Source organism: Mucilaginibacter flavus, assembly GCF_030409315.1.
Classification (GTDB): domain Bacteria; phylum Bacteroidota; class Bacteroidia; order Sphingobacteriales; family Sphingobacteriaceae; genus Mucilaginibacter; species Mucilaginibacter flavus.
On sequence record NZ_JAUFPS010000031.1, the window covers coordinates 32,591 to 57,720 of the forward strand.

The following is a 25,130-nucleotide window of genomic DNA, read 5'->3' on the forward strand; positions in this document are numbered from 1 at the left end:
ATATTTCTCATTTCATGAGAGAACGGCTTGTGCGAGTTGCAGATTTCGATCTTTTTTGGTTTGCATATTTTCAGTTTTAGGTTGTTTAAATTTCGCCGGCGGCCCGGAGTGGAAGCCACGCCCCAACAAAAAGGCCCGATATTTTCATATCAGGCCTTTTGTCGATTCTAAAGATGTACTCAGAGCGGGAATCGAACCTGTATTGTAAGTCCTTAAATTATAATGAGTTATAAATTGTTAATAGATTATTCAACGATTTGTACAAAAGTATAATTGCCTTAAAAATCGTTACGCCACAAATGTACAAAATTAATGTTAGAAAAGATCGACCGGAATTTTACTTTAAATATTGATATTATCGCTGCACCGTATTAAAGAGGATCAACCTTACGGCTGTCTGCTTTTGCCTAATTTATAGAGATGATTTGCTAACGTATTTTATAGCTTTTGCGATACGATATGTATTGTCTTAAGTGGAGATGGAGGAAATTATTCGATTGATGGTTCTATAATCATTGTCCTTAATCAATCGTAACGAGCTACGCGTTGATTTGTTTTGATACTATTTTTAGATTAAATGTCTTTTAAACTTTAAAATCAAATCTTCTGGATTAAATGGCTTTACTATGCAATCTTGCATTCCTGCGGCTAAGGCTTTTGCTCGCACATCGCTGGTTGCAGATGCGGTTAAAGCCATAATAGGAGTGTTCATGTCAAATTCTCTTATTTTTTCTGTTGCAGTAAAACCGTCCATTACAGGCATTTGTAGATCCATCAATACCAAATCATACTTGGTTTGCCGCATCATTTTGATGGCAATTTCGCCGTTATCGGCAACGGCTACGTTTGCATGCCAACCTTCCAGTAATTGATTGACGTATAGGACATTAAACAGTGTATCTTCAACAAGTAATATTTTTTTATTTTTAAGGTTGAAATCGGTGATGTCGTTCTCCAATTGATTGATTCTGTTTGCATCAACTGTTTTTAGTTCAATAGTAAAATAAAACCTCGACCCTTTTGCTAATTCTGAAGTTACCAGTACATCCGTGTTAAATAGCCCTAAAATGCGGCGCGTTATTGCCAGGCCGAGCCCTGTCCCACCGTACTGACGGGTAATTGAGGTAGAGGCTTGCATAAAAGGGATAAAGATGTTTTCTAAATTTTCTTTGGCTATACCCACGCCCGTATCGTGAACGGCTATTTCGAGCACCGTCGAATCGGTTTTCAGTTTTTGTAAATCAACACGAATGGATATGAAGCCTTTGTAGGTAAATTTAATAGCATTTGAAATAAGGTTATTCAATACCTGGCCAATCCTTAATGAATCACCCTCAAAATAATCGGGAAGGCGGTCGTCCAGAATTAACGACATCCGGTTTTCTCTTTCATTTGCACTGTTTGTGTTGGCGGTAACAATATCTTTGATCAGTTTCTTCAAATTGAACGGAGCTATATCAAGATCAAGTTTACCGGCTTCTATTTTATTAAAATCAAGTATATCGTTGATGAGCACCAATAAATTATTTGATGATGTCTTTAATGTTTTAAGATTCTCTTTCTGATCAGATCTTGAGGGAAGCATTAGGGAAAATATAAGTGACATTTTTAATATCTGTTGCAGTTTGTGGCGGGGTACCGGTAGGGTAAGTATAATAGCCAAGTGAATTTAAATATCCGGCCCCTTCGCTTACAAAAGTGATCCATACATCGGCGGTTTGGGTGATGTTCAAGTCGGCGGTTGCTGATGATTGAAGGTGCTGTGGATGTAATTTTCTTACATCTATAGTTTCGGGTAGTGAGGTATTTATAAATGAAAGTAAATTGGCAGTAATAACATCCGGAACAGTCTCAAGGTATTTAGGCACCCCTGGCTATCATATAGTCCCATATAGGAGTAGGTGGCATTATCGCTAAAAGTTGCAAGTGAATTAAATGACATCATCTTTTTTATTGATGAGGGAATTGCATTAGTTTCAATGATGTTACCGCTAAAACCCGCGGAACCGCCTATTGTACCAGTAACAGCGTTGTTGGATATTACAGCTCTGGAATTGCGCATTAAGCCCGTATACTTTGCATCGATAATTAATGTATCGATAAATGAAGGCAAGTTTACAACAGATTGTACCATACCCCTCGAATCACTCATGGCAGTTAAAACCGGCGATGTTGTGGTTGGGTCGCCGGCATATATGTCTACGGGTACGCCGGCAATAGGCTCATTGTTATTTGATGCCAGATTTATGTTTAAGCTAACTGCCCTTGTTGTGGCAAAATCAAAATTTCCGGGCGCTATTACGCTGTCAACTGCAATGGGAGGTATTGAAACCTGCGAGTTTACATTGGCCGGATCCTTTTTACAGGATAACAAGCAAGAAATTAACCAGATAATTACGAACGTAATGATAAGTTCGATATGGTCGCGTTGGGATTTGTGGGTATTTAACGTCAGCATGTTTTTTGTTTTTAAACATGATGCAATGGATATGCCTTTTTTTAATTTATTGTAAATGAGTTTATTATGTATTTTAAGATTTCCATTTTTGGGAATTTTACTCCTGTGCGGAATGTTTTGTGATATTTAAGATCTCGTATTAATCTTACATTTGGGCCTTTAAAACCTGCGGCCGATAATAATTTTGATAATTTCCCTGTCGGCTTTTTGGGTGAAACCGTAGCCCAAGCCTCCGTTAAATTCCCAGGCCGGGTTAAAGTTAAGGTCGGTGGCTAAAAACAGCTGATGATCCTGCTGGCGAAAGGCGTCATAATGAAAGAAAGGGCCGGTGGTGCCATAGTACTCCAATCCAAGGGCTACAACTTTGGTTACATCGTAGCTGCCTTTAATATTGGGTGAAAAGGTGAACCCTCGGTTTTCGTCAGGGCCTTTAAAGCTTTTTTCTAACGTTGGATTGAGCGATATGTATAATTTGTTCCACTTTTTATCAACAATGGGCCTTATTTCAAGCGTACTTGTGTTTGCCGAAAACGCGCTTTTTTGGAAGCCAAATTCGGTTGAAATACTTACGCCCACGGGCCATTTCCAGCTTTCGGGCGCGGCAACCCTCGGGCGGATGTGCGAGCCGACATACGCCGTGCGGCCGGCATCGCCAATGGAGTTAAAAAAGTAAAACCCGGTTTCAAACCAGGGCGTCCACCCATGCGTTATTTCGATGGTTTCATGCACAACATGATTGGTTGGCAATTCGCCGTTAACTGATGAGGTGCTGCCCTTTACCGTATAGTTGCTGTGCAATTCAAACATTGTTTTACCTTGCTCAACGGTTTCTGAACCGTATACCTGTATCTCATAATTATCCTGGGCTTTCAGTTGTGTAATGGCGGCTAATAATAAAAACGTAAAGAGCAATTTTTTCATAAAGTGAGAAAAGTTTAAAAACCCGTAACTATTTGTACAGATTAGGGGCAAACTAAAATTGCTTTCTGAAGAGATTTTGAAGCTGACGCGGGCCCGAATTTAATAGTTGAAATTGTTACAGACCGCGTACTGTTTGAGGGCGAAAAGTTATTTACGCCAGGCCAATTACAAAAACATGCATCAGGTTTTCATAACTGTAACTGATGGTGAAATGATAATGCATGCAAATTTTTTTTGCAAGCGAAAGACCCAGCCCCATCCCTTGCGAATCTTTTCCTTTTTGAAAGCGGGTGAAAATCTGCTGTTCAATTAAGGGTACATTGGCCCCGGTATTTTTAAAGATCAACTGCTTCTCTGAAAGCTCAATTTCAATCTTTCCGCCATGCAGGTTATGCCTTATGGCGTTGCTGAAAAGGTTGTTAACCAAAATATCTATCAAATATTTGCTGCCGTTTATTTCTTTATGTTTTAGCCGCGTATCACAGGTAAGCTCTTTCGCTTGCATCAGTTCCTGAAACTGTAAAGTTTTTTCAATAATATAAGCGTCCAAATTAATTTGCCCGTCATCTGTAATCAGTTTATTTTCCAGCTTGGCTAACAAGATCAAGGATTGGTTAAGGCGGGTTGATTTATTAATAGACGAATAAATATCGGTGATTTGCGCCAGTTGGTCCGGCCCAAGGGTTTCGTCCTGGATCAGGGTATCCAGCTTGGCGGTAACAACAGCCAAAGGTGTCATCATTTCATGCGACGCGTTTTCGGTAAATTGCTTCAAACTCAAATAATCGTTCGTCACCCGTAACGACATTTCATGAATAGCCTGGTTAAGCTCGGTAAATTCATCAACCTGGCTTGGTTGCCCGTTAAAGCTTGGCGTATCGGCTATGTTAAAATCTTTAATTTCGTGTAAGGTTCCGTAAAACGGTTTCCAAAGACCGTTTAGCAAATACCTGTTGGCGAAAAAAAGCACCAGTACAAGCGCCGAAAGTAAGACCAATGTTATAATAGTAATTACTTCAATAAGATACTTTATACCCTCGCGCGAAATGGTGATCCTTACCTTGTACCTGTTGCCCCTGAAACTTGTTTGATCCTCAACCGCGCGACCCGATTCGGCCTTTTGTTCTTTGGGGTTAAAATAAACGGTGTCAAAAAAGCGCTTCTTAAAATAGGGGGCATGTGTGGGTATAAAAACCGCGTGGTCGCGGTCAAGATCATATTGTTGTGGGTCCTGGTTGTTTGTTCTTATATATTCTTCAGCTTCAATAAGCTGCTGTTGCAATCCGCGGTCCAACTGCCGGTTGGCTATTAAATTTATAGTAAAAAAATAGATTACGGCACCGGTAAACAACACCGCTAAACTAATGTATATGCTTGTGCGGGTGTAATGGTCAGAAAGCTTCATTTGGTGGCAAATTTGTATCCTACCCCGTAAATAGATTTCAGGTAATCTTCGCAACCGGCATCAAGTAATTTTTTGCGCAGGTTTTTAATATGGGTGTAAATAAAATCAAAGTTATCATGCATATCCATTTCATCGCCCCAAAGATGTTCGGCAATGGCGTTTTTAGATATAACCTTCCCTTTGTTCGAAATAAAATACAGCATCATATCATATTCCTTTTTTGTTAACACAATGGGCGTAGCATTTATCTCCACTGTCCGGCCCATAACGTCTATCGTAATTTCATTGAAAATGATTTTATGATTGCTGTTCAACGTTTTTCGCCTGTAAACGGCCATTAACCGGGCCTTTAATTCGGCCAGGTGAAATGGTTTGGTAAGGTAATCATCGGCACCAATATTAAGCCCTTTTAATTTATCATCGAGCGAGTTCCTGGCAGATATAATCAGTACAGCCTCACTTCGCAGCTCTTTTCTTAAATAATCTAAAACCGCGAAGCCATCGCCATCCGGCAAACCAATATCCAGCAAAACACAATCATACTGATACATGGATAGCTTGCCAATAGCCTGTATTAAATTGCCGCAACTTTCACAAATATTCCCATCAACATTTAAATAGGAAGTGATGTTTTCGCGCAGGGCTTGTTCGTCTTCTATTACCAATATTTTCAACGCGTTTTTTTAGTAAAAATAGCTGTTAAACCTGAAGCAAATCTGATCTTTTTGGCCATTTCACCACCATAAAAATGTTTGTAACTTCAGTTTTGCCTCAAAATCAATTAATAGCTTTAGCTACCAATTAAAATACTTAGCGATATTATGGCAAATAAGCGGTATTTGTATGAGGCAATGCCGGCACTTAATTAAAACACCATATGGCAATTATAGCACCTACACGTAAAGATGTAACCCATCCTGGTCAATTAAAAAAATATTCGTGGCCGCTTAGGCTATGGCATTGGTTAAACCTGGTGGTAATTGGCGGCTCACTCATTACGGTGCTCATTAATTCGACCATAACAGACCGGCAGCCCATAAGTAAGCTGGTGCAAACCGAACTTCAAAAATCGGGTGTAACCATTACCGGTCAGGAGGCCGGCTCGGTTGCCCATAGTTTAGAGGATAATGTTTGGAACGTGCATATTTACTTTGGCTATGTTTTGGTTGCTTTGCTGCTGTTTAGGTTATTGCTGGAGTTTTTTCAGTTAGCCGATCAAAAATTTATTCGCCAGTTTAAAAGCGCTTATCACCAATATAAAATTACCAAAAAGAATCGCGAGGCGGCACAACACGAATGGGTTGTTAAATTAATTTACACGGTGTTTTACCTGTTGCTTGTTATTATGGCAGTAACGGGCTTATTCCTGGCTTTTGAAGATGCAATGGCGCCATATAAAGCCATCAGGCACAACGTTAAAGATGTACATGGTTTTTGCATGTACCTTATTATCGCCTTTATTGTGGTACACATTGCCGGCGTGCTTTTGGCCGAAAGAAAAGACACAGGCAAAGGAATTGTGTCAGATATGATAAACGGCGGCAAAAAATAGGTGGCCAGAAAATCAGGGATTAGGCGCGGGGACGATCAAGTTGCTACAATCGCTGGCGCACGCGTGTCGGGTATGCTTTTACGTCAATTAGATTTTTGAAACCCGATAATCAATCGTAGTTTGGTGTAGACTTATCAGCGGGACACACGACACGCGTGCGCCAGCGGGCGGGAGGACCAGGTGATATTAATAATCCATTCAAAAAAATGAAACCGGATCTTAAAAACCTGAAAATAGTATAGCAAAAAATAACCAAACAGAACAAGAAGTTTCTAAAACAGCTCCCGAGGGTTTTAAAGAATGGTGGGACGCAAAACATCCTGATCAACCATTTACTGATGGTAAATAGTAAAAGTAAAGATGAAAGGGCAAAAGAACTATAATTTAGCACAAATAATCCGCAAAGAGATGTATTTAAGATCACATAGCTTTGAGGAGCAAAAGAAATTGCATAGGCGGTATTTTGATCTAATCAAAAAAGCAGCATATCAGGGACACGTTGAAAGCATGTATGATATGGGTAATGAATACGACGATATTGGTTACCTGGGTATTCCAAATCCTTCTTATAATATAAAAAAGTGTTTTTATTGGTATTCCAAGGCTTGCCAAAAAGGACATGCTGAAGCCTGTAATAATTTGTCTGTTTTTTATGCATTAGGAGAGGGCTGTAAGCAAGACTTCTCTTACGCCTTGGAATTGCTTAAACGATCTGGTGAGCTTGGGTCGGTGCTGGGGAAGAGAAATTATAAAATGAAACTCCGGGATTTGGAAAAAACAGGAAAATACTTACTCTCCAGTAGATAACCTCCCCAATCGCTGGCGCACGCGTATGCTTTTACCTCAATTAGATTTTTGAAACCCGATAATCAATCATAGTTTGGTGTAGACTTATCAACGGGGCACACGCGATACGCGTGCGCCAGCGGGGGAAGAACAGCCTGATGACCATGAGCGATAAAATATTACTGCGCAAGCGTTCTGTCATAGAAACCGTCAATGATGAACTTAAGATATATGCCAGGTTGAACATTCAAGGCACAGGTTCTTCGCCAACTTCATAGCTAATATCGTTGCTGGGCTCATTGCCTACTCCTTCTTCCCTAAAAAACCTTCTATCGCCTATCAAACCGTCCACTCTAATCAAATCGTAGCTTTCTGATTAATCGAACTCAGGTTTTTAATAAACCAATTGGATTTTTAAAAGAATATTAAATTCCGGTTTTGTTGATAGGTTCAAAACTGATATAGGAACCCGACCCGGATAATAAGTCCATGATCTTTATGATGATTAATACCATGCTCACCCCAAAGAAGTTCAAAGACTTCTTTCAAAAGAACGTAGCTGCACTGTAAAACAACAAAGCCCGGCAGTTAGGCCAGGCTTCGTTTATTGTACAACTTTACGTTTATCTACAAGCTCCGTACCTTGCACGCAGGCCACCTAAACGCGGGCCACAAGGCACAGCCTTGCGGCAGCGGGGGTACCACAAGCCAGGAGGCCTGCGGTAGCGTTCAAAAAGCCCTGGCGATAGCGGGGCCACAAGGCACAGCCTTGCGGCAGCGGGGGCGTCTCGTCCTAAAAAAGTTTTTTACTAGTTATATATAAATGGTGGAATATATAGTTCTTTTAACCTCATAATTTACCCCGCTGAACATAGACAGTGCCGTTTCGATATCCGGGTCAATTATGGAAGTTAAAATAGTTTTTTTACCATCTGAAGTTAAAATTTCTGCATGATAATACATTTCTGCTGTTTGATATGGAAAATTACCTTTTTCCATTCCTGCAGATTTAAATAACTTGATCGTTTTAATATCACTAAAGTTATAAGTATATAAACTGCCTCTTTTTTTAATAGAAAACGTATTATCAACAATTTCAAAAATTTGATTTTTGGTGGCAATGTAATACTCTATTAATAAATATATTGTTGGAATAGACGGTATACAAATTATTATGATAAAACCAGGTAAAAGAGAACTATCATATCCGCCTGCGTAGTAAAACCCGACTGCTATAATTATTGTTACTACTATGCCAAGCCTTAAAAGAGGCTTCAACATTTTTTTCAAACTCAATGTAAACGTCATGTCTTTTTAATCTAAAGCTATTTTATGAGAAATTTTATTTAAAGGCGGATGCAAAGCCAAAATCAACATTTTCATATCCTGCAGGCGTATACGGTCCAGCGGATGTGACATGTGACGACTGTTCCCAGATATAATCGAATGCTGCGCCAGCAAGAAAACCAGGAATTGAACCAAATTTTGCTCCAACTCCGGCTCCTATTCCGAATGATATGCCTACTCCTGTCTGTTTATAGTAATATTGGGATATTGTTATTTTTCCGCGCTTCACGTCAACATAATTCATTGTTGCTCCTATTAAAGGAGCGTGCTCTGCACCAAGTTGTGTAAATAATTTGGCGGATTTTTCATAGCCCAAAATTTCAGCCAAAAGTTTTCCTTTATCCATATATTCAAAATAACTAGAAGTAAATTCCTGTGCATCATCAGCGTTCACGAAAGGCACTCCCTTACTGGCTTTACTACCTTTTCCCGAAGACTTTTTAGTAGTATCCTTGCTTGCACTGTTCTGGTTGTCCGCCCGAAAGTAATCACCAAGTTCAGGATCTTCCGCCGGATTGGAAGCCGTCATCCACTGACTCATCGTTAAACCATCTGCGCCAACGGTCTCTTTAGTTTCCTCCTCGTCTTTTGTTCTTTTATTATCTTGCTGCTTATCATCGCTATAAACATCCATCCCATCCGGATCAATAAACCTGATCGGATTATTAACCCCATAATTATAAGGCGATAGCCTGCGGTATTTATCGGCCAGCGGGTCAATCCCCGTCCATCTCTCTATCACCGGATCATAGAACCTCGCGCCATAATCATACAAATTCATGTTTAGCTCATCCTGCAGCTCTTTCCCATTGTATTTGTACTTATTATCCGGGCTTGGAACTGTATTACTACCCCTGTTCATCTGCATCCCGAAGGCGTAATAATCCGTTTGCTGGGATATCTGCCCATCCTGCCCTATCAGCACCCTCGTGTTGCCCAGGTGATCTTTCAAGGCATAATCATAAAAATAACTACTGCCTCCGTTCGGCCGGGCTCTCCCTTCTTCTGTTTGTATAAAAGCTATCGAGCCGCTGCCGTCATATTCTATCCCGTTCACATAGTCGCGGTTGCCGCCGCTTAATACCTTCCGCAATTTGCGCCCGGTTGCATCATAGATATAGGTTAGCACACTCCCTGTAGCCGGCGTTACCGTATACGGCAAATTTAAATGGTTATAGGTAAAGGTAAGGCCTTTTTTATTATCTACCCCGTTGCCCGTAGTCTTCCGCTGTTCGAATGTCTCCGACGAACTACTATGCCTGTAGTTTATAACTACCGCAATATGGCTTGTCAGAGCGATACAAAGCCCAATCATAGCGTCGGGCTTGTTATTTATCCCTCACCCGCAATAGGGATTGGCGCGGATACCGGCCAATGTCATTAAGTTAAGAGATTGATAGGTTGCTCCATCGGAGCAAAAGCTTTGTAGCATACGAAAATTGATATTTTTTGCGTGCCGTAGGTACGCTACACAGGTTCCGTACCTACGGCACGGAGCATTATCTCCTATTTTTTTTACAAAGCTCTACCCCCTATGGGGGAGAAAGTCCTTAACTTAATGACATTGGGATACCGGCCGATGTGGCTAAGGCCTGTGTAGTATGAGCAAAAAGCCCGGGCCGCAGGTATTGCCACTCTTAATTCAAAATTCAAAAGTTAAAATTCAAAAGGGTTGGCGGGTGACTTTTGCCCCTTGTTGGTGTTCGGCATTGCGCGCTGTCGCGTGTTGTCACCAACAGCAGGTTCGTATTGTAGCATGTGTTAGCACAGAAAAGATTTTATTAGGTGCTACAATCGCTGGCGCACACGTGCTTTTACCCCAATTGGATTTTTGAAATCCGATAATCAATTGTAGCTTGGTGTATACTTATCATTAGGAAACACTTGTGTGCCAGCGGTGTACCTACGGCACGCGAAAACTTATTTTTCATATACTATAAAGCTTTTGCTCCTACGGAGTAAGCCTTCGCGCTTTTAACTTGGTGACATTGGTTTACACAGTCTGATATCGCCACTTCAAACCGGTATATTCAATAATTCAAATCAATTTCCGAAAGATCTGAAAACAAAAACAGCCCATCGGCTGCATAGCTATCCGGCTCTGCAATAGCATTGGTAAACTGCCCCTTAATGTAGGGTAATAGCATGGGCGTATATCCTTTTAAAGCATCTTTATCCTTTTTACGGTCGATGTAGTCTTTTTTCCCAAACAGGGCTTTGGCCCGGGCCGATCCGGTAAACTGTTCGACATCCATTTTTTGAGCCGAAAGATCGGCTACCGGCAGTTTGGCGGTGCCGGCAAAATCGGTAATAAATACATAATAATTTTCCTTCAGCGCGTCGCTCAAAAATTTTCCTGCCGAAAGGTAAGGGGCGTTGTCCGCAGTAAAATTCGTTTCCAGGTTTGCTTTAACAACCTCTGTGTTTAGGCCGTAGTGAATTGTTTTTTTGCTTAGTTTCTTCAAAATCTGGCCGGCAATGTAGCGGCTAACATCGTTGATTGCTTTTGCCGGGAACTTTTGATTGGGCGACTCTATTTTTAATACAAAATTATTATGAACCAGGTCCTCACCGCACCTCAGGAGTAAGGCTTGATCGACAGCCGAAAGCCGGGTTTTATTAACGCTTACCATCCATGTTTTAATGTCGGCATAAGCGGCCGAATCTGAAGGGGCGACGTTACTCCACTTTTCGCTAAGTTTTAGTCCGTTAGTCTCATCAAGCGGAATTACATAAATAGCCAGGAAATAGGCCGGCGGTATTGGTGTATTGGGTGCAACACCGAAGATATTAACCACATCTGCCGGGTGCGCTAAATTGTAGGCTTTTATCCATTTTATAAATGAGCTAAACTCCCGGTTCTCAAATTTATGCCGACCAGAAAATATGCTTTTAATCAGCGAATCTGTTCGTGCATCATCAGCAGGTACATCGGTTGTTAAATAAGTATTCAGAGGCCTAAGTAGCCAGTCGTCTGTTCGCAATACAATATTCCTGTAGTTTTTTTTAGTAATTAAATAGGCCGAAAATGCGGTGTTAAACTTTTTGGTTTCCTTCACCAATTCGCCAACATCGCCTATACCTATCAGTTTAACGTTATCGGTGTTTTTAAAATCAGCAATTTGCTCAAACAACGGGATAGCTTCATCAATGTTTTTGGAGGCAATTTCCTGCACTTTTTGAGCCTTAACGGCACAGGCAATAAATAAAAATGTAATAATAAAGATGTTTTTCACAGGGTATTAATTGGAGGTTTGTTTTGCGGTTGGGTGAATTTCAGAAAAAAACACCAAAGCGTCAAAAGCATTGTTAAGCCCGGGAATAAACAAATGAATGCCATTTGCATCAATAGCATTGGTATCTTCTTTAATATTCATGTTGCGCAGGTCCTGCTCAAAAAAAATCCCTGCCGCAATGCCGTATTTATTTAGGATGTTATACGCCGCGGTAGTGGGTGCGGAGGTAAATGTTTTGGTGATATATTGGGGGTTATTATTGGGGATAGACGCGTTTTTGTTAATTTCAACTTCGGCGAGTTTTGAAAAATCGCTTGCTATTACGTAGTACCGGTCTTTAAAATAGCGATGCAAATAATTGCCCATATACCCTTGTACCGTGCGGATCACATGCCCGTTGTGTGCCCATACTATGGCTTTACGGTTGTTACTTAAAAAACGGATGTTTTGCGCCATAACGCTATCCCTGAACAAATTTGCCGCGTTGGATTGCTCTGAGATGGCTTTTGAATTTTTAATAAGATAACCCACACCGTTTACCGAGTTGTGAATATAAAAATCCAATAAACGAAGTTCTTCGGCGCTGATTTTAGTTTTAAGCAATGATTGAGAGGATAGCAGCCACTTGTTAAGGATGGTAATTTTAGCTGTATCGGCTATATCCGAAGTTAACTGATACATATATTGCTGGCCTTGCCCGCGGTCGTAAGGGATAATATACTTATTAAGAATAAAGCTGATGATACTTTGGCCCGTGCCAATTTCAAAGCCCATAACCTGTACCATATCTTCGGGATGGTTAAGGTTATATTGTTTTATCCATTTAAGCAAACCCAAACTTTCAGATGCCGTTGCGTTAACAAATTGTGCCTGTTTTACCCACGTGCCAATGTAAGCGGTATCATTTGAGGTTTGATTGGTTAAATAGTTTCTCATGGCCCTCATCCTCCCAACATCCGGCAGTTCAAAAAGAATGTTCCGGTACCCTTTGCGCTCAATTAAATACCGGGCCATATTGGCTTTAAACGCGATGGGCTCATACCCGCCGTGACTAACTTCGCCCAGGGCGATGATCTGAACCGAGTCGGCAATTTTTCCATCAAAAACCGAACTCAGATACTTGTTTGAGTAATGAATTGTTAAACTGTCTGATTGAAATTTTGGGGATTTATTGCTGATGATTTGGCTATAGGAGAACTGATTAAAAATTGCAATAACAACGATGCTTAGCATTACACGGCAAGTCAGTTTAGCGATGCTTAATTTGCCTGCTGCATATGTTGTTTTAGTTATTGACATGTTATCTATTCAACAGTAAATCATTCAGTTCTTTTTCAAAATAATCTATAATCAAATATATAGCTTCGCCATCAGTGTCAAACATATAAGCTCTAAAATCTAAATCATAGATTGCTTTAAGCGGATATGAGGCCTTTTTTATCGATACGGTAGACAAGTTCAATCTCGTTGCCCGTAGTCCTCCGCTGTTTGAATGTCTCCGACTTCGAACTACTATGCCTGTAGTTTATAACTACCGTAATATAACTTGTTACAGCAATGTAAAGTTTGATTATTGCGTCGGGCTTGTTATTTACCCCTCACCGGTTCCCATGTTTTAAAACCAAACGCTCTGCAATTAATCTGGTTTTCCTCAAACAATAAGTACTTTCTCGGTTGTTAATCAATGTATTCTATCTACCTATATGTCAATACATTTATTTAACAAAGCCGGGCACCGGGTGCTTATTGGTTTTACCATTGTACTGCTTGGTTCTCAGCAACTTTCAGCGCAACAAAAAATAACATTAGCGCAGGCTATCAATAGCACTGCTTTATATAATATACAGGTGAGGCAGGCACAGTTTGAGGCGGCTATATCCGACGAAAATTTAAAACTGGCTAAAGGCGACCAATTACCTACTATCAATGGTAGCGTGGCTGCTTACCGGCTTTTCGGGCGGGCTATTGATCCTACCACTTACCAATATGCCAACGCGTCTACCAATATTGCGCAGGGTAGTTTATATGCCAATGTTACCCTTTTCCAGGGCTTTGCCAAAATTAACACCATTAAGCAAACCAAATACCTGTTAGATGCTGATAAAAGCTATGTAGAAAAGGTTAAGAACGACTTAACACTTTCTGTAATGTATACTTATTTGCAGGTGCTTACCAACCGCGATTTGTTGGAGGCTTCAAAACAGCAATTACTTATTGCCAACCAGGAATTAAACCGGCAGCAAAAGTTTTTTAAAGTGGGCCAAAAAACGCTGGCTGATTTGTCGCAGGCTAAATCGCAGGTTGCTAATGCCGAGGCTAACCAGGTCAACGCGCAAAACGAAATGGAGCGCTCATACCTGATACTGGCGCATTTGATGGAACGCGATCAGAACGATCCCTTCCTGGTTGTTGATCCGCCAAAAACGGCTATCGACCGGCTGAATACCGATTTTACCGTAAACGATGTTTATCAAAAGGCGCTGCAAACCAACCCCGATGTGCTCATTGCTACCAGTAAGCGCCTGGCATCTGAAAAAGGTGTAGCCGTAGCGCGTGGCGAGCAGTCGCCAAGTTTATCGTTCGGCGGCGGCATTAATACCAGCTATTCAAGCACGCAAAGTACGGTGGTGGCCACGCAAATTACAGGGGCGGTGCCTATTGGGGTAGTACAAAATTCAAATGCCACGGTTGTTGCGCCGGTTTATCAAAACAGGGCGGTATCTTTTGGAGATCAGCTAAGTAATAATTTTAACCAGGCGGTGGGCTTTACCTTGATGATCCCAATTTCAAATGGTAACAAGGCCAATATCAACATCCGCAAGGCAAAGCTTACTTACCAAAACGCGCTGGCAACAGAAGACCTGGCCAAAAATAACATGCGAAAAACCATTGCTGAAGCGGTTTGGGATGTACACGCCACGCAAAAGAAATATGTGGCGGCACAGGTTACCTTTAAATCGGCAGTGGATGCCTTTAAGGTGATGCAGCAACGTTATTCTGTAGGCCTGGTGAACAGTCTTGATATTAACGTTGCCGAAAACGAACGCAATATAGCCGAGTTCGCTTTAATTCAAACCAAATACGACCTGATACTAAAAAGTAAACTGATTGATTATTATTTGGGGAATAAGATCTCGTTTTAAGTTAGATAAAAGTCCAGACTTACGAAGTTTTTAAAACTTGGTAAGTCTAATTCTCCGCTTTAATAACCTTCTTCCTAACCTTTATACCCTCGGCTTTCTGGGTTACCACCTCTTCAGATGGGAATTGTTTTTGCCACATTTTGTGGTATTGGCCTTTGGCTTTCATCAGGGTATGGTGATCGCCTTCTTCTACTAATTTGCCGGTTTGGAGTACCACTATCTTATCGGCGTTCATGATGGTACTTAAGCGGTGGGCTATCACAATGATGGTTTTCTGTCTTTCGCGCAGCAGGGCGATGGCATTTTGCACGTGCGATTCTGATTCAGAATCGAGCGATGATGTTGCCTCGTCCAGTATCAGGATCTCCGGGTCGCGGTAAAGGGCGCGGGCTATGGCTATGCGCTGGCGCTGGCCGCCGGATAGGTTGGTGCCGTTTTCGCCTAAAAAGGTATTGAAGCCGTTTGGCAGGCGCTCAATAAAATCGGTAATTTCCAGTTCACGGCAAATTTGCAATACGCGTTTCATATCAGGCTCCAGGTCGCCTACGGCTATGTTTTCGGTTACGTTGCCGGCAAAAAGGTGTACATCCTGTGGCACAACGGCCACCAAACGGCGCAAACTATCATTAGTGATATACTGAATATCAAAATCGCCGATGAAGATTGATCCGGATTGCAGCGTATAAATATTCTGCATCAGCGAAAGCAATGTTGTTTTGCCCGACCCGCTTTCGCCCACAATAGCGGTTATTTTGCCTTTGGGGATTTGCAGATCTAAGCCTTCAAAAACATTATTACGTGTGCCATACCTGAAGTGTACGTTTTTAAAATGGATGTTGCCTACCATGTCCGGCGTAATGTCGGTACGGTTTTCTACAGGTTCCTGTTCCATATCCATAATCTCAAAAAGCCTGTCGGCCGCTATGCGGGCGTCCTGCAAGGTTTTATTCATGCCGATAAGCCCGGCAACCGGGCTCATAAAGTAACCGATGATGGAATAAAAAGAAAGTAACTCGCCGGGGGTGATTATTTTATCTAACACAAAAGCCGAACCTGCCCATAGCAACACCACCGTAAAAAAGGTAGATACAAAACTGCTGAAATTGCCTATCCATAAAGAATTGGTAGCCGACCGGAAAACCGTTTTAAGCATGTTGATAAAACGCGTTTCGGTTTTAAAATTGGCAAAGTTTTCCAGCCCGAAACGTTTGATGGTAGGTATGGCATTAACCGACTCTACCAGCTGGGTTTGCAAATCAGCGGCATCTTCCATCAGTTTACGCTGGGTGGTGCGGTTCAGTCTATCAGATAGTTTATAAATGAGCGCGAATAGCGGCACAATAGTAAGCATAATGAGTGCCAGTTTCCAGTAGTAGGTAAACATCAGCACAAATGAAAAGATGAGGATAAAAATATTCACCGCGAACATCACCAGCACCTCGTTAATAAACGAGCGGATCTTAACCGCATCGTTGATCCTCGAAATAATTTCGCCCACGCGCATGCTGTCAAAAAACTGCTGCGGTAACTTAAGCAGGTGTTTATAGTAGCCCAAAATAAGCCGCGCATCTATTTGCTGCCCGGTTTTAAGGGTGATGAGCGTACGGGCGTGGTTTATAAAAACCTGTAAAAAAATAATCACCACCATTACCGTACCCATCAGGTTAAGCAGGTTTCGGTTATCTTCGGGCAGTACGTTATCTACTATTTTTTGCAAAAAAATGGAGGTTGATAAGCCCAGTATGGTGTAAACTACCGCGCCTAACAGCACCTGCAATAACATGGCTTTATGCGGTTTTAGTAAATGCCAGAAACGCTTTTCAACAGATATCTTTTTATCGCCGGCTATGAAAGTTTCATTAGGTGCAAGCAGGATAAGTATTCCCGTCCAAATGGTTTTAAATTCATCATGGCTCAATTGGTGCAGCAGGCCATCGCCGGGGTCCATCACCTCAATATAAGTATCGGTAACTTTATAAATTACTACATAGTGCTGCAGGTGATTGGGCAGCAAAACATGGGCTATGGTTGGTACGGGTATTTCAAAAAGGTTTTCAAACGCGCCTTTAACACCCTTTGCCGAAAAGCCCATGGCCGCCGAAGCTTCAATTAACCCCAGGGCATTAGTGCCTTTTTTATCGGTTGATGCCAGCTGCCTGATGCGGGCGATGGGCATATTGAGATCATAAAAAGCGGCGATAGACGCCAAACAGGCCGCGCCGCAATCCATAATATCATGTTGCTGAATCTGGATGCGTTTCCGCTTGCGTTTATCTTCGGTAACCGACTGCCATTTTTGGTACAACGCGCTTTTTTCAATACGCTTAACTGTACGCGCATACCAGGCTTCTGTTTTGTTTAATAACTGATCGAAATTTGCCATGGTTTATAATTGCGCGGTGGTTTTTGATTGATCTGATTTTGCAGGCAACTTGCCAGGATTTAACCAATCGCTGGTTTTATCATATAGCAACTGGAAAAGGGTGCGGCGGGTTACAAAAAAATTAGCCTGCAAGGTCATCCCCTTTTTAATATGGCCTACGTAGCCATTTTTTAAAACCAGTTCGTTTTTATCTAACAGACAGCGCACTTTAAAATAAGGCTGCTGACCGTTATCGGTAAAAATATCGTTTGATACACTTAGCACTTTCCCGGTAAGCAGGCCCCATTGGTTATAATTAAAAGCATCTACCTGGAAATTTACTTTATTGTTGGGCCTGATCAAGCCAATATCTTTGGGCAGTACGTATACCTCGGCAATCATTCCGTTCTCGGGCGATATTTCGGCTATTACCTCGTTACCGGCAATTACACTGCCTGTTTGCACACCTTTAAGGTTTTGAACGGTTCCGCTCACAGGTGCCCGTAAAGTATACAGGTCTTTTTCCTGTTCAATGGATTTACCCTCCGAACTTAAATTGCGCATTTGCGATTGAAGACTGGTTAAATCGGCCTGCCACTGGCTGGCCTGTCCATCATAAATAAGTTGCAGGGCGCTGGCCGCGTTTTGATAGGCCAGGTGCACCACGTCATACTCGGCCGCCGAAATCGCTTTGTTTTTATACAGGTAGCTATACCGCTCCTCATTACGACTCGCGGCAGTAAGGTTGGCTTTGGCATCCCGGGCTTTTTGTTGTAATAAAACATATTGCTGCCCGTAAAGCGCCGATGTTAGCGGCGGTTTGGTATTCCAGGCTTTGTTTTTTACCAGGGTTGAAAGGATCTGCAAATCTGAAAGCTGGGCGTCATATTCGGCCTGTTGAGTATGGGCGGCCATATCCTGCTGGTTTAGGGCAGCGGCTTTAAGCGTAACCAAAACCTGCCCCTTGGTAACGTGCATGTTTTCTTTTAACACCATTGAATCTATCCGGCCGGACACCAATGCTTTAATCTCATTATGTTCGGTAGTTGATTTTATGGTGCCCAGGCTTTTTACGTTAATGTTTACCTTAACAAAAAACATAGCCACCAGGGCAAGCAAAGTAAAAGTCAGCACCATGCGGTAAATGATGTTGGTTTTTGGATCGTATTTCCTGAAATGATATTCGGCTGTGAGTGATAAAAACTCCGCCGGAAAAACTTTATCGTTATTATCCATTACGTTGCCTGTAAGCTTTATACTAAATTGAAAAACGGCTAAAGTGTTTGCCTAAACCGTACAACCGGTCAAAAAAAATGGGATAGCCTGGCTATCCCATTTCATAAAATGGAACCTGTTTTACTAAACATGGTTCCCGTTTGCAAAAGCATCCAGGTTTACATGGATGCCGTTGCCTGCCGAAAGTTTATAATCCCGGTAGTTATCGCCCTGCTGCCATTTAAACTCCATGGATACCAACGAGTCGGCGCTGCTGCTCATTGTCATGCCGGCACCGTTAGCTGCACCGCCGTTTATCGCCTGAAGGTCGACGGGGGCAAGTTCCTGCAGTTGAGTGGTTTTTGCCTTGGTTTTCATAGTCATGTTATTTAAGATATGGCCGGGCATGCCGGCAATACTATCAAATGTCTTTAATAAAACAAGGGCGGTAACCCGCCCTTGTTTTTGGTGTTTAATTTTTTAATTACACACTTTTTGAGCCCTGGTTAAAAATACCGCCCAGACTTGAAGTAATGCCGTTTCCTAAACTAAAGGAAGAGGCGTTGCTTTGATCGCCGTTTTGGCTTGCGCTTTGGAATGATAATAAATTACCGATACCTAAGCTTCCTAATAATCCACTGCTACTTGATGAAGAATCATTACCTCCGAAGATTGATCCGCCGTTTACTTCCTGTAACTCGGCATAATTCATTTCTTGCATTTTCATGGTTTCTTTGTATTTAAAAAATTTTGCCTACTCTGTTTGTAAGGTTTTCGGCTATCCCTTTAAATTTTACCGAAAAAGCTGTTCGCTAATCTGGTTACAATCATTCAGCTTACAATAATTATATGCTGCTTGAATTTTGGCCGAAAATACCGCCCAGGCTTCCAAGGATGCCGTTTCCTAATGAAAAGGATGTTGATTTGCTTTGGTCGCCATTTTTGCTTTCACTTTGGTATGATAATAAATTATCGATACCCAAAGAGCCAAACAATCCGCCCTGGCTTGATGATGAATCATTGCCGCCTAAACCTAATAATGAACCACCGTTCACTTCACTCAACTCCATTGCATTTAAATCCTGCATTTTCATGGTTTCTGTAAATTTAGTTTTGCCTACTCTGTTAAAGGTTTTCGGCTATCCCTTTTTAACTTAACCGAAACAGCCAAACGCTGCCTCGTCATTTTACCAACAGCTTATAAGCTTTTTGAGCCTTGATTAAAGATGCCGCCCAGGCTTGAAGTAATGCCGTTTCCTAAAGAGAAAGAAGAGGCATTGCTTTGATCGCCGTTTTGGCTTGCACTTTGGAACGATAACAAGTTACCGATGCCAAGGCCACCTAACAAGCCGCTGTTACTTGATGAAGAATCATTACCTCCGAAGATCGATCCACCGTTCACTTCCTGTAATTCGGTGTAGTTCATTTCTTGCATTTTCATGGTTTCTGTATATTAAATTTTGCTTACTCTGTTAAAGGTTTTCAGCGTACCCTCGTTATATTGTTTGATGGTATTAACGATGATTTTTGACGGATAGTTTTAATTAGTAGTTAATGTACTTCCGAAAATTTGTGTTTTTTATAACTATAGGTTGTTGTTATTGGTAAAACAAATAAGGATAAAGCAAGGTTCATTTGCGATTGGCTGAACGTAGTGAACGCTTTTTTACGACGTAAAAAGAGGCATAAGGCTAAAATTAAATCAGAGCCAAAGGGAGTGGTTTTTATTTATTTTGATGTGGAATTTTTAAATCCAAAGTGAAACTGCTTGTAAAATAGCATGTAAAACTTGTCCCCGTTGCCGGTAGTCTTCTGCAATTAGCAGGGCGAAAAAGATCCCTCGTTCCTAACCATGACGTGTTGTAAAAAAGTTGTCATCCTGAACGTAGTGAAGGATCTTCTTCATTAGAAAAGTCGGCGATCTACAGGGCGAAGAAGATCCTTCGTTACTCAGGATGACAGGGTGGAGATGATGATTTTACGTCATTTCCACTTTCACAGGCCCCCGGATTTTATGACTCAAGACTGACAGGGCGGAGAAGCTGGTTTTAAGTCAGTTTCACTTTCGGTGCACGCGGATTTTATTACGCGCAATAACTTTGGGGATATAGTAGTTTGAATTTTCGTTTTTAGGCAGCCTACCCATGACGTGTTGTAAAAAGTTGTCATCCTGAACGTAGTGAAGGATCTTCTTCATTAGAAAAGTCGGCGACTTACAGGGCGAAGAAGATCCTTCGTTCCTCAGGATGACAGGGTGGAGATGATGATTTTACGTCATTTCCACTTTCACAGGCCTCCGGATTTTATGACTCAGACTGACAGGGCGGAGAAGCTGGTTTTAAGTCAGTTCCACTTTCGCTGCACGCGGATTTTATTACGCGCAATAACGTTGGGACTATAGTAGTTTTAGTTCCCGTTTTAAGCAGCCTCTCACATTCAGCTCCTTAGCCGCCGTTAATCAGTTTTGCCATGCCAAATGCCGCGCCGGCCGCCAACGCGCCAATAATAACTACTTTAAACGCGCCGCTTAAAGCGGGTTGCCCTGTAAGTTTACTTTTAAAGTAGCCAAACACAAACAGGCAAATGAGGGTTACCCCGCATGAATAATACAACGCTTCCTGCGCGGTATGGATAATTAGATAGGGCGACAGCGGAATAATACCGCCTACTATATAGGATATACCAATAGTAAAGGCACTTTTGGTGGCTCGGTTGGGATCGGGCTCTTCTAAGCCCAATTCATACTTCATCATAAAATCAACCCATTTCTTTTTGTCTTTAGATAGCTCTTCGGCTATTTCATCCTGCAAATGGGCTGAAAGGCCAAACCCGGCAAAAACTTCTTTAACCTCGGCTTTTTCCTGTTCGGGTACCAGTTCAACTTCGTTGTACTCGCGTTTTAGCTCGGAGTTATAATGATCTGCCTCTGTGCGGCCGGCTAAAAAGCCGCCCAGTCCCATCGCTATTGAACCTGCCACTATCTCGGCTATGCCGGCGGTTACTACCAAAGTGGACGAGCTTACCGCTCCGCTTAAACCGGCGGCCAACGCAAAGGGCACCGTTAACCCATCAGACATACCGATAACAATATCCCTGATGGTTTCTGAACTGGTAACGTGATGTTCTTTATGCATACTCCTTTTTTAGTTTAAATATATCAATTTAGCTAAATGGTTTATTATTTGAAACCAAGGCTTAATGAAACCACATCAGATGTAAGGCCTACGTTTTGTTTGTAGTGACCGTATCTCAATTCCAGCTCGTGTAAGCTTTGCCAGCCCAAAACACCGGTAGGTGGCGCTACCCTGAAACCAATACCAAAAAACTGGCTGTTGAATTTGGCGTACTCGTAGTTACTGGTAAAGTAGGTTTGTGTTGGGCTGTTTTCCTGATAAGGCGCGAAGTATTTGGCGCCCGTTTGGGTGTAATAACGGTAAAATGGCGAAACAGACAAAAACGGCGATATTTTATATACTACTTCAAGGTTGGCTGTGTTTGATTTACTACCCCAGTTATCGGTGTAATAACGATAGTAGGAGCGTAGTATAACATTATCGCCCAGGAAGTAGTTTGCCCTGAAACCTAATGGCAGTTTAAACCGGGACGAAGGAAGCCTTTCTATAGTATCCTTGCCGTTTGAAAAATATACCCGGTGAAACGGCAGACTTAAAAAGCCGTGTTGCGTAACCACATCGGCCAGGAACATGATCTGCAGGCGCGATGTTATAATTTGCGAATAGGAGAACGATGCCGAGTAGGTATTTCTTGGGCTTGAGGGGATGTGTGCTTTGCCGCTTTCGCCCGATGAATAACTGGAACCCCCGCTGGCGCTGGTAACGATGGTGCCTGTTGTAGTTGTTGAAGTGGGTATAAATTCGGAAGGATAAATAAGCTTAACGTGGTCAAAGTATCCTTGCAGTTTAACGCCGAACTCGCCCATTTTATCGGCTGTTTTGGCCGAGAAATGCAGGTCGGCCCCTAATGATTGGTAATTGTATTCGGACGAATAGTAAATTCCCGCGCCATAGCTGGTCCCTTTTTTAGTGTTTTCTACGCTCCAGTCTAACGAGGGGTAAATTCTGCTGCCGCCGGTGTTTGAAGCTCCGGTGATGGAAACCTAGGCAGCTGACGCGGAGGTATGATGATCTATACCCAAACCTACGGCCAGCGTGTTTTTATTCATCGCGTTATTGTACCAAACCAGGTTCATGTTTATCCCGTTCGAAAAATCGGTTACCTTTTCGGTTCCGATGCCCCCGGTAACAGCCGAATGATTACCATTTTGATTGTAATAGCTGGATACAAGGTTTATTTCGTCGACACGTAACCGGCGTGGGCGGTAGCTTACCGTATCATCGGTTGTTGATGTGGCAAGGCTAAAACCAGGTTTAAGCGGGCCGCCGGTAGCATCTGAAGTTGTTTGGGCATAGGTGTGCATCCTGCATATCAGGGAAAACCCCAATACCGACAAGTATATTTTTTTCATGTTTTAAAAAAATCAGGATGTTAACATTAATTGCAACCACAGCCACCACCGGTTTTGCCGGCATTGGCGCCAGACGCGCTTTCGCGGTACGACTGGAAGTTTAATTCGTTTTTTTCCACTTTGCGGTTACTGAGTGCCATCTCAGAATCGTTTATCTTGTTTTTTTGATACTCTTTAAGGTGCACACATGAGCTAAGGCCGGCGGTTAACACCAGGCAGCCCGTTATTTTAATCAATAGTTTAGTAGTCATATAGGGGTTTATTTGATATTTATATTTTTTGAGGTGTAAAGCCTGTCATTATCATCAATAACAATTGCCTCAATATCCTTCATCTGGTTAATCATATCCAGGCCGGCATGTACACCCATTATGGTAACAGGTGTTGCCATAGCATCTGCAATTTCGGCATTGGTGGTTATAATGGTTACGCTTTTAATTCCGGTAACCGGTAGTCCCGTTTTGGGGTTGATGGTGTGCGAGTACTTTTTGCCGTTTATGGTGATAAACTTTTCATAATTACCGGATGTGGCAACCGCCAGGCCCGAAATACTCAGGTAAGAAAATATTTGCCGGGAAGCATCCGGATTTGCGATACCGATAGTCCAGTTTTTACCGTCGGGTTGTTCGCCCCAGGCTGTTAAATCGCCCGATGCATTTACCACTCCGCTTATTACGCCCTGCTGTTGCATAATAAGCTTGGCGCGTTCTGCAGCATAACCTTTACCAATGCCTCCAAAGCCTATCCGCATTCCTTTTTCTTTTAAAAAAATGGAGCACCGGTCTTCGTCCAAAATAATATTGCGGTAATTGATAAGGCGTACCATTTGCTTAGCCACCGCGGCATCGGGCAAAGCCGTCATTTGCTCATCAAAATTCCATAGTCGCTTATCAATAGATCCGTAAGTTATATCAAATGCACCCTGGGTTACTTTTGATATCATGACAGATCGCTTTACCAGTTCAAAAGTTTCCCGGCTTACGGGCGTGGGTGCAATACCCGCGTTTTGATTCACCTGGTTGGTTTCGCTGTCGTTGGCAAACGTGGTGAGCAGCTTCTCAATCCGGCTTATTTCTGCAATACCGGCGTCAATCCTGTCATTTGCCCACTGCTCATTAGCGGCCACCACGCTTAGTTCAAAGCGGTTCCCCATCAGTTTGCAGCTTCGTTTAAAAACTTGATTGTTGAACATACAGTGCATTTATTGATTTAAAAAAAGAGTACTACCACAAAGCGCAATGGCTGTTTTAATTAAAAAGGCGGCTTATTGCTTTACGACCGGTGTGGCCGCCGAAATTTGCTGAACAAACCTCTCTGCCGATTCATTAGGGAACCCATCCCAGTCTTTTAAAATCTTGCCGTGTTCATCAACTAAAATAGTGTAAGGGAACTTTCCGTCGGGGTTAAATTTATCAGCAAGTGCTTCGTTAAGTTTAACTTGTTCTGCGCTTAGCTGATTCTTTTTTTGCCGGGGGAAATCGGCTCTCACCAATATAAGATGATCGGCCGCGTAGGTTGTAAACACATCATTCTCTAAAATTTCCTTCCGCTCGCGGATACAGGGGCCGCACCAGTCGGACCCGGAGAAATTGATTAAGATAAGTTTGTGTGTTTTAACGGCTTCGGTTGTAGCCTGGCTATAATTACCCAACCAGGTAATACTTGTAAATATGGATAGTAAAAGGGAAATGAACAACAACTTCATGGGGTGGTATTTATGAATAAATAAGAACTAATATGCAACCATATGCAGCTAATAAATATAGCCAACGGATGAACGCCACTTTTGTATCGACCAATCGCCCTTGCCATATTTCGCTATTCAATGTTACAAGCAGAATCTGTAGTTGACATGAAAATTGGCCGGCTTAACAATTTTTAACAAACCGATAAAACAATGATGGTAATCAGGGAACTCGCTTTTAGAATTTTATAACTCATTTTGGGCTAAAGCCACCTTGCTTATTTCTTTTACCGCCCCATAAATGGGCTACTGTGTGTACACATCTTTTACAATAAAGAAAAATGTCATTTCGAACGAGCAAGCGCCGGGAAAAGCGTGGCGCGAGGAGAAATCTTGTACGATTTGCACGGCCGAATGCCCGCTTTTAGAAGATTTCTCCTCACCTCCGGCGCGCAATCCCACCCTGGTTCGTTCGATTTCTATGATCTAAGCAAGTGTTTTCTGATACTTTTTTTCGTAAGCCCTGTTTTGATTA

At 42.1% G+C, this 25,130-nt stretch carries 25 protein-coding genes and 1 pseudogene; 4 read left to right on the forward strand and 22 right to left on the reverse strand.

Annotated elements, in window-relative coordinates:
• Positions 1 to 568 precede the first annotated feature (568 nt).
• The 6 genes from QWZ17_RS14415 to QWZ17_RS14440 form a co-directional block, all read right to left on the reverse strand.
• Positions 569 to 1,585, reverse strand: coding sequence for a response regulator (locus QWZ17_RS14415; protein ID WP_290305948.1), 1,017 nt, complete (start codon positions 1,583 to 1,585; stop codon positions 569 to 571).
• On the reverse strand, positions 1,566 to 1,868 hold the full coding sequence (locus QWZ17_RS14420) for a hypothetical protein (RefSeq protein WP_290305949.1): 303 nt from the start codon (positions 1,866 to 1,868) through the stop codon (positions 1,566 to 1,568). Before QWZ17_RS14420 ends, QWZ17_RS14415 begins: the two co-directional genes overlap by 20 nt.
• On the reverse strand, positions 1,808 to 2,458 hold the full coding sequence (locus QWZ17_RS29755) for a DUF8469 domain-containing protein (protein WP_494337462.1): 651 nt from the start codon (positions 2,456 to 2,458) through the stop codon (positions 1,808 to 1,810). Before QWZ17_RS29755 ends, QWZ17_RS14420 begins: the two co-directional genes overlap by 61 nt.
• 159 nt (positions 2,459 to 2,617) lie before the next feature.
• Entirely contained in the window at positions 2,618 to 3,379 is a 762-nt protein-coding gene (locus QWZ17_RS14430; protein WP_290305951.1) for a hypothetical protein, read from the reverse strand.
• A gap of 151 nt (positions 3,380 to 3,530) precedes the next feature.
• The gene (locus tag QWZ17_RS14435; protein ID WP_290305952.1) at positions 3,531 to 4,784 is read right to left on the reverse strand and encodes a sensor histidine kinase; all 1,254 of its coding nucleotides are present in this window, start codon (positions 4,782 to 4,784) and stop codon (positions 3,531 to 3,533) included.
• A complete protein-coding gene (locus QWZ17_RS14440) occupies positions 4,781 to 5,458 on the reverse strand; it encodes a response regulator transcription factor (protein ID WP_290305953.1) in 678 nt (225 codons plus the stop codon). The genes QWZ17_RS14435 and QWZ17_RS14440 overlap by 4 nt, the downstream gene beginning before the upstream one ends.
• A 203-nt stretch (positions 5,459 to 5,661) precedes the next feature.
• Here QWZ17_RS14440 and QWZ17_RS14445 point away from each other — a divergent pair, with 203 nt between their 5' ends.
• The 3 genes and pseudogenes from QWZ17_RS14445 to QWZ17_RS14455 all read left to right on the forward strand — a co-directional run.
• Positions 5,662 to 6,336 (forward strand): cytochrome b/b6 domain-containing protein, encoded by a 675-nt coding sequence (locus tag QWZ17_RS14445; RefSeq protein WP_290305954.1) that lies wholly within the window; start codon positions 5,662 to 5,664, stop codon positions 6,334 to 6,336.
• Between the two features lie 360 nt (positions 6,337 to 6,696).
• Positions 6,697 to 7,143, forward strand: coding sequence for a tetratricopeptide repeat protein (locus QWZ17_RS14450; protein WP_290305955.1), 447 nt, complete (start codon positions 6,697 to 6,699; stop codon positions 7,141 to 7,143).
• A gap of 119 nt (positions 7,144 to 7,262) precedes the next feature.
• Positions 7,263 to 7,498 (forward strand): annotated as a pseudogene (locus QWZ17_RS14455) (transposase); the annotation flags it as partial.
• Between the two features lie 437 nt (positions 7,499 to 7,935).
• Here QWZ17_RS14455 and QWZ17_RS14460 read toward each other — a convergent pair.
• The 4 genes from QWZ17_RS14460 to QWZ17_RS14475 form a co-directional block, all read right to left on the reverse strand.
• Positions 7,936 to 8,430: a PH domain-containing protein gene (locus QWZ17_RS14460; protein WP_290305956.1), complete on the reverse strand. Its 495-nt coding sequence runs from the start codon at positions 8,428 to 8,430 to the stop codon at positions 7,936 to 7,938.
• 34 nt (positions 8,431 to 8,464) lie between these two features.
• Positions 8,465 to 9,784 carry an RHS repeat domain-containing protein gene (locus tag QWZ17_RS14465; protein WP_290305957.1) on the reverse strand — a complete coding sequence of 440 codons (1,320 nt, stop codon included), beginning with the start codon at positions 9,782 to 9,784 and terminating at the stop codon, positions 8,465 to 8,467.
• A gap of 715 nt (positions 9,785 to 10,499) precedes the next feature.
• A complete protein-coding gene (locus tag QWZ17_RS14470; protein ID WP_290305958.1) occupies positions 10,500 to 11,705 on the reverse strand; it encodes a TraB/GumN family protein in 1,206 nt (401 codons plus the stop codon).
• Between the two features lie 6 nt (positions 11,706 to 11,711).
• Positions 11,712 to 13,004, reverse strand: a complete 1,293-nt coding sequence (locus QWZ17_RS14475) for an erythromycin esterase family protein (RefSeq protein ID WP_290305959.1) — start codon at positions 13,002 to 13,004, stop codon at positions 11,712 to 11,714.
• 404 nt (positions 13,005 to 13,408) lie between these two features.
• On the opposite strand from QWZ17_RS14475, the gene QWZ17_RS14480 reads away from it, so the two are divergent.
• Positions 13,409 to 14,848 (forward strand): TolC family protein, encoded by a 1,440-nt coding sequence (locus tag QWZ17_RS14480; protein WP_290305960.1) that lies wholly within the window; start codon positions 13,409 to 13,411, stop codon positions 14,846 to 14,848.
• A gap of 46 nt (positions 14,849 to 14,894) precedes the next feature.
• On the opposite strand, the gene QWZ17_RS14485 is transcribed toward QWZ17_RS14480, so the two are convergent.
• The 12 genes from QWZ17_RS14485 to QWZ17_RS14540 form a co-directional block, all read right to left on the reverse strand.
• Positions 14,895 to 17,231: a peptidase domain-containing ABC transporter gene (locus tag QWZ17_RS14485; RefSeq protein ID WP_290305961.1), complete on the reverse strand. Its 2,337-nt coding sequence runs from the start codon at positions 17,229 to 17,231 to the stop codon at positions 14,895 to 14,897.
• Positions 17,232 to 17,234: 3 nt separating this feature from the next.
• On the reverse strand, positions 17,235 to 18,446 hold the full coding sequence (locus QWZ17_RS14490) for an HlyD family secretion protein (protein ID WP_290305962.1): 1,212 nt from the start codon (positions 18,444 to 18,446) through the stop codon (positions 17,235 to 17,237).
• A 123-nt stretch (positions 18,447 to 18,569) separates the two neighbouring features.
• Complete coding sequence (locus QWZ17_RS14495; RefSeq protein WP_290305963.1) at positions 18,570 to 18,803, reverse strand: hypothetical protein; 234 nt, start codon at positions 18,801 to 18,803, stop codon at positions 18,570 to 18,572.
• A 106-nt stretch (positions 18,804 to 18,909) separates the two neighbouring features.
• A complete protein-coding gene (locus tag QWZ17_RS14500; protein WP_290305964.1) occupies positions 18,910 to 19,152 on the reverse strand; it encodes a hypothetical protein in 243 nt (80 codons plus the stop codon).
• Positions 19,153 to 19,270: 118 nt separating this feature from the next.
• Positions 19,271 to 19,519 (reverse strand): hypothetical protein, encoded by a 249-nt coding sequence (locus QWZ17_RS14505; protein ID WP_290305965.1) that lies wholly within the window; start codon positions 19,517 to 19,519, stop codon positions 19,271 to 19,273.
• Positions 19,520 to 19,623: 104 nt separating this feature from the next.
• Positions 19,624 to 19,866: a hypothetical protein gene (locus QWZ17_RS14510; RefSeq protein ID WP_290305966.1), complete on the reverse strand. Its 243-nt coding sequence runs from the start codon at positions 19,864 to 19,866 to the stop codon at positions 19,624 to 19,626.
• A 1,003-nt stretch (positions 19,867 to 20,869) separates the two neighbouring features.
• Entirely contained in the window at positions 20,870 to 21,559 is a 690-nt protein-coding gene (locus tag QWZ17_RS14515) for a VIT1/CCC1 transporter family protein (RefSeq protein ID WP_290305967.1), read from the reverse strand.
• Positions 21,560 to 21,603: 44 nt separating this feature from the next.
• Positions 21,604 to 22,536 (reverse strand): DUF3570 domain-containing protein, encoded by a 933-nt coding sequence (locus tag QWZ17_RS14520; RefSeq protein WP_353959495.1) that lies wholly within the window; start codon positions 22,534 to 22,536, stop codon positions 21,604 to 21,606.
• Between the two features lie 6 nt (positions 22,537 to 22,542).
• Positions 22,543 to 22,911, reverse strand: coding sequence for a hypothetical protein (locus QWZ17_RS14525; RefSeq protein WP_290305968.1), 369 nt, complete (start codon positions 22,909 to 22,911; stop codon positions 22,543 to 22,545).
• 26 nt (positions 22,912 to 22,937) lie between these two features.
• On the reverse strand, positions 22,938 to 23,162 hold the full coding sequence (locus QWZ17_RS14530; protein ID WP_290305969.1) for a DUF4266 domain-containing protein: 225 nt from the start codon (positions 23,160 to 23,162) through the stop codon (positions 22,938 to 22,940).
• 8 nt (positions 23,163 to 23,170) lie between these two features.
• Positions 23,171 to 24,103 (reverse strand): FAD:protein FMN transferase, encoded by a 933-nt coding sequence (locus QWZ17_RS14535; RefSeq protein WP_290305970.1) that lies wholly within the window; start codon positions 24,101 to 24,103, stop codon positions 23,171 to 23,173.
• 72 nt (positions 24,104 to 24,175) lie between these two features.
• Positions 24,176 to 24,616, reverse strand: a complete 441-nt coding sequence (locus QWZ17_RS14540; protein WP_290305971.1) for a thioredoxin family protein — start codon at positions 24,614 to 24,616, stop codon at positions 24,176 to 24,178.
• Between the last annotated feature and the right edge of the window lie 514 nt (positions 24,617 to 25,130).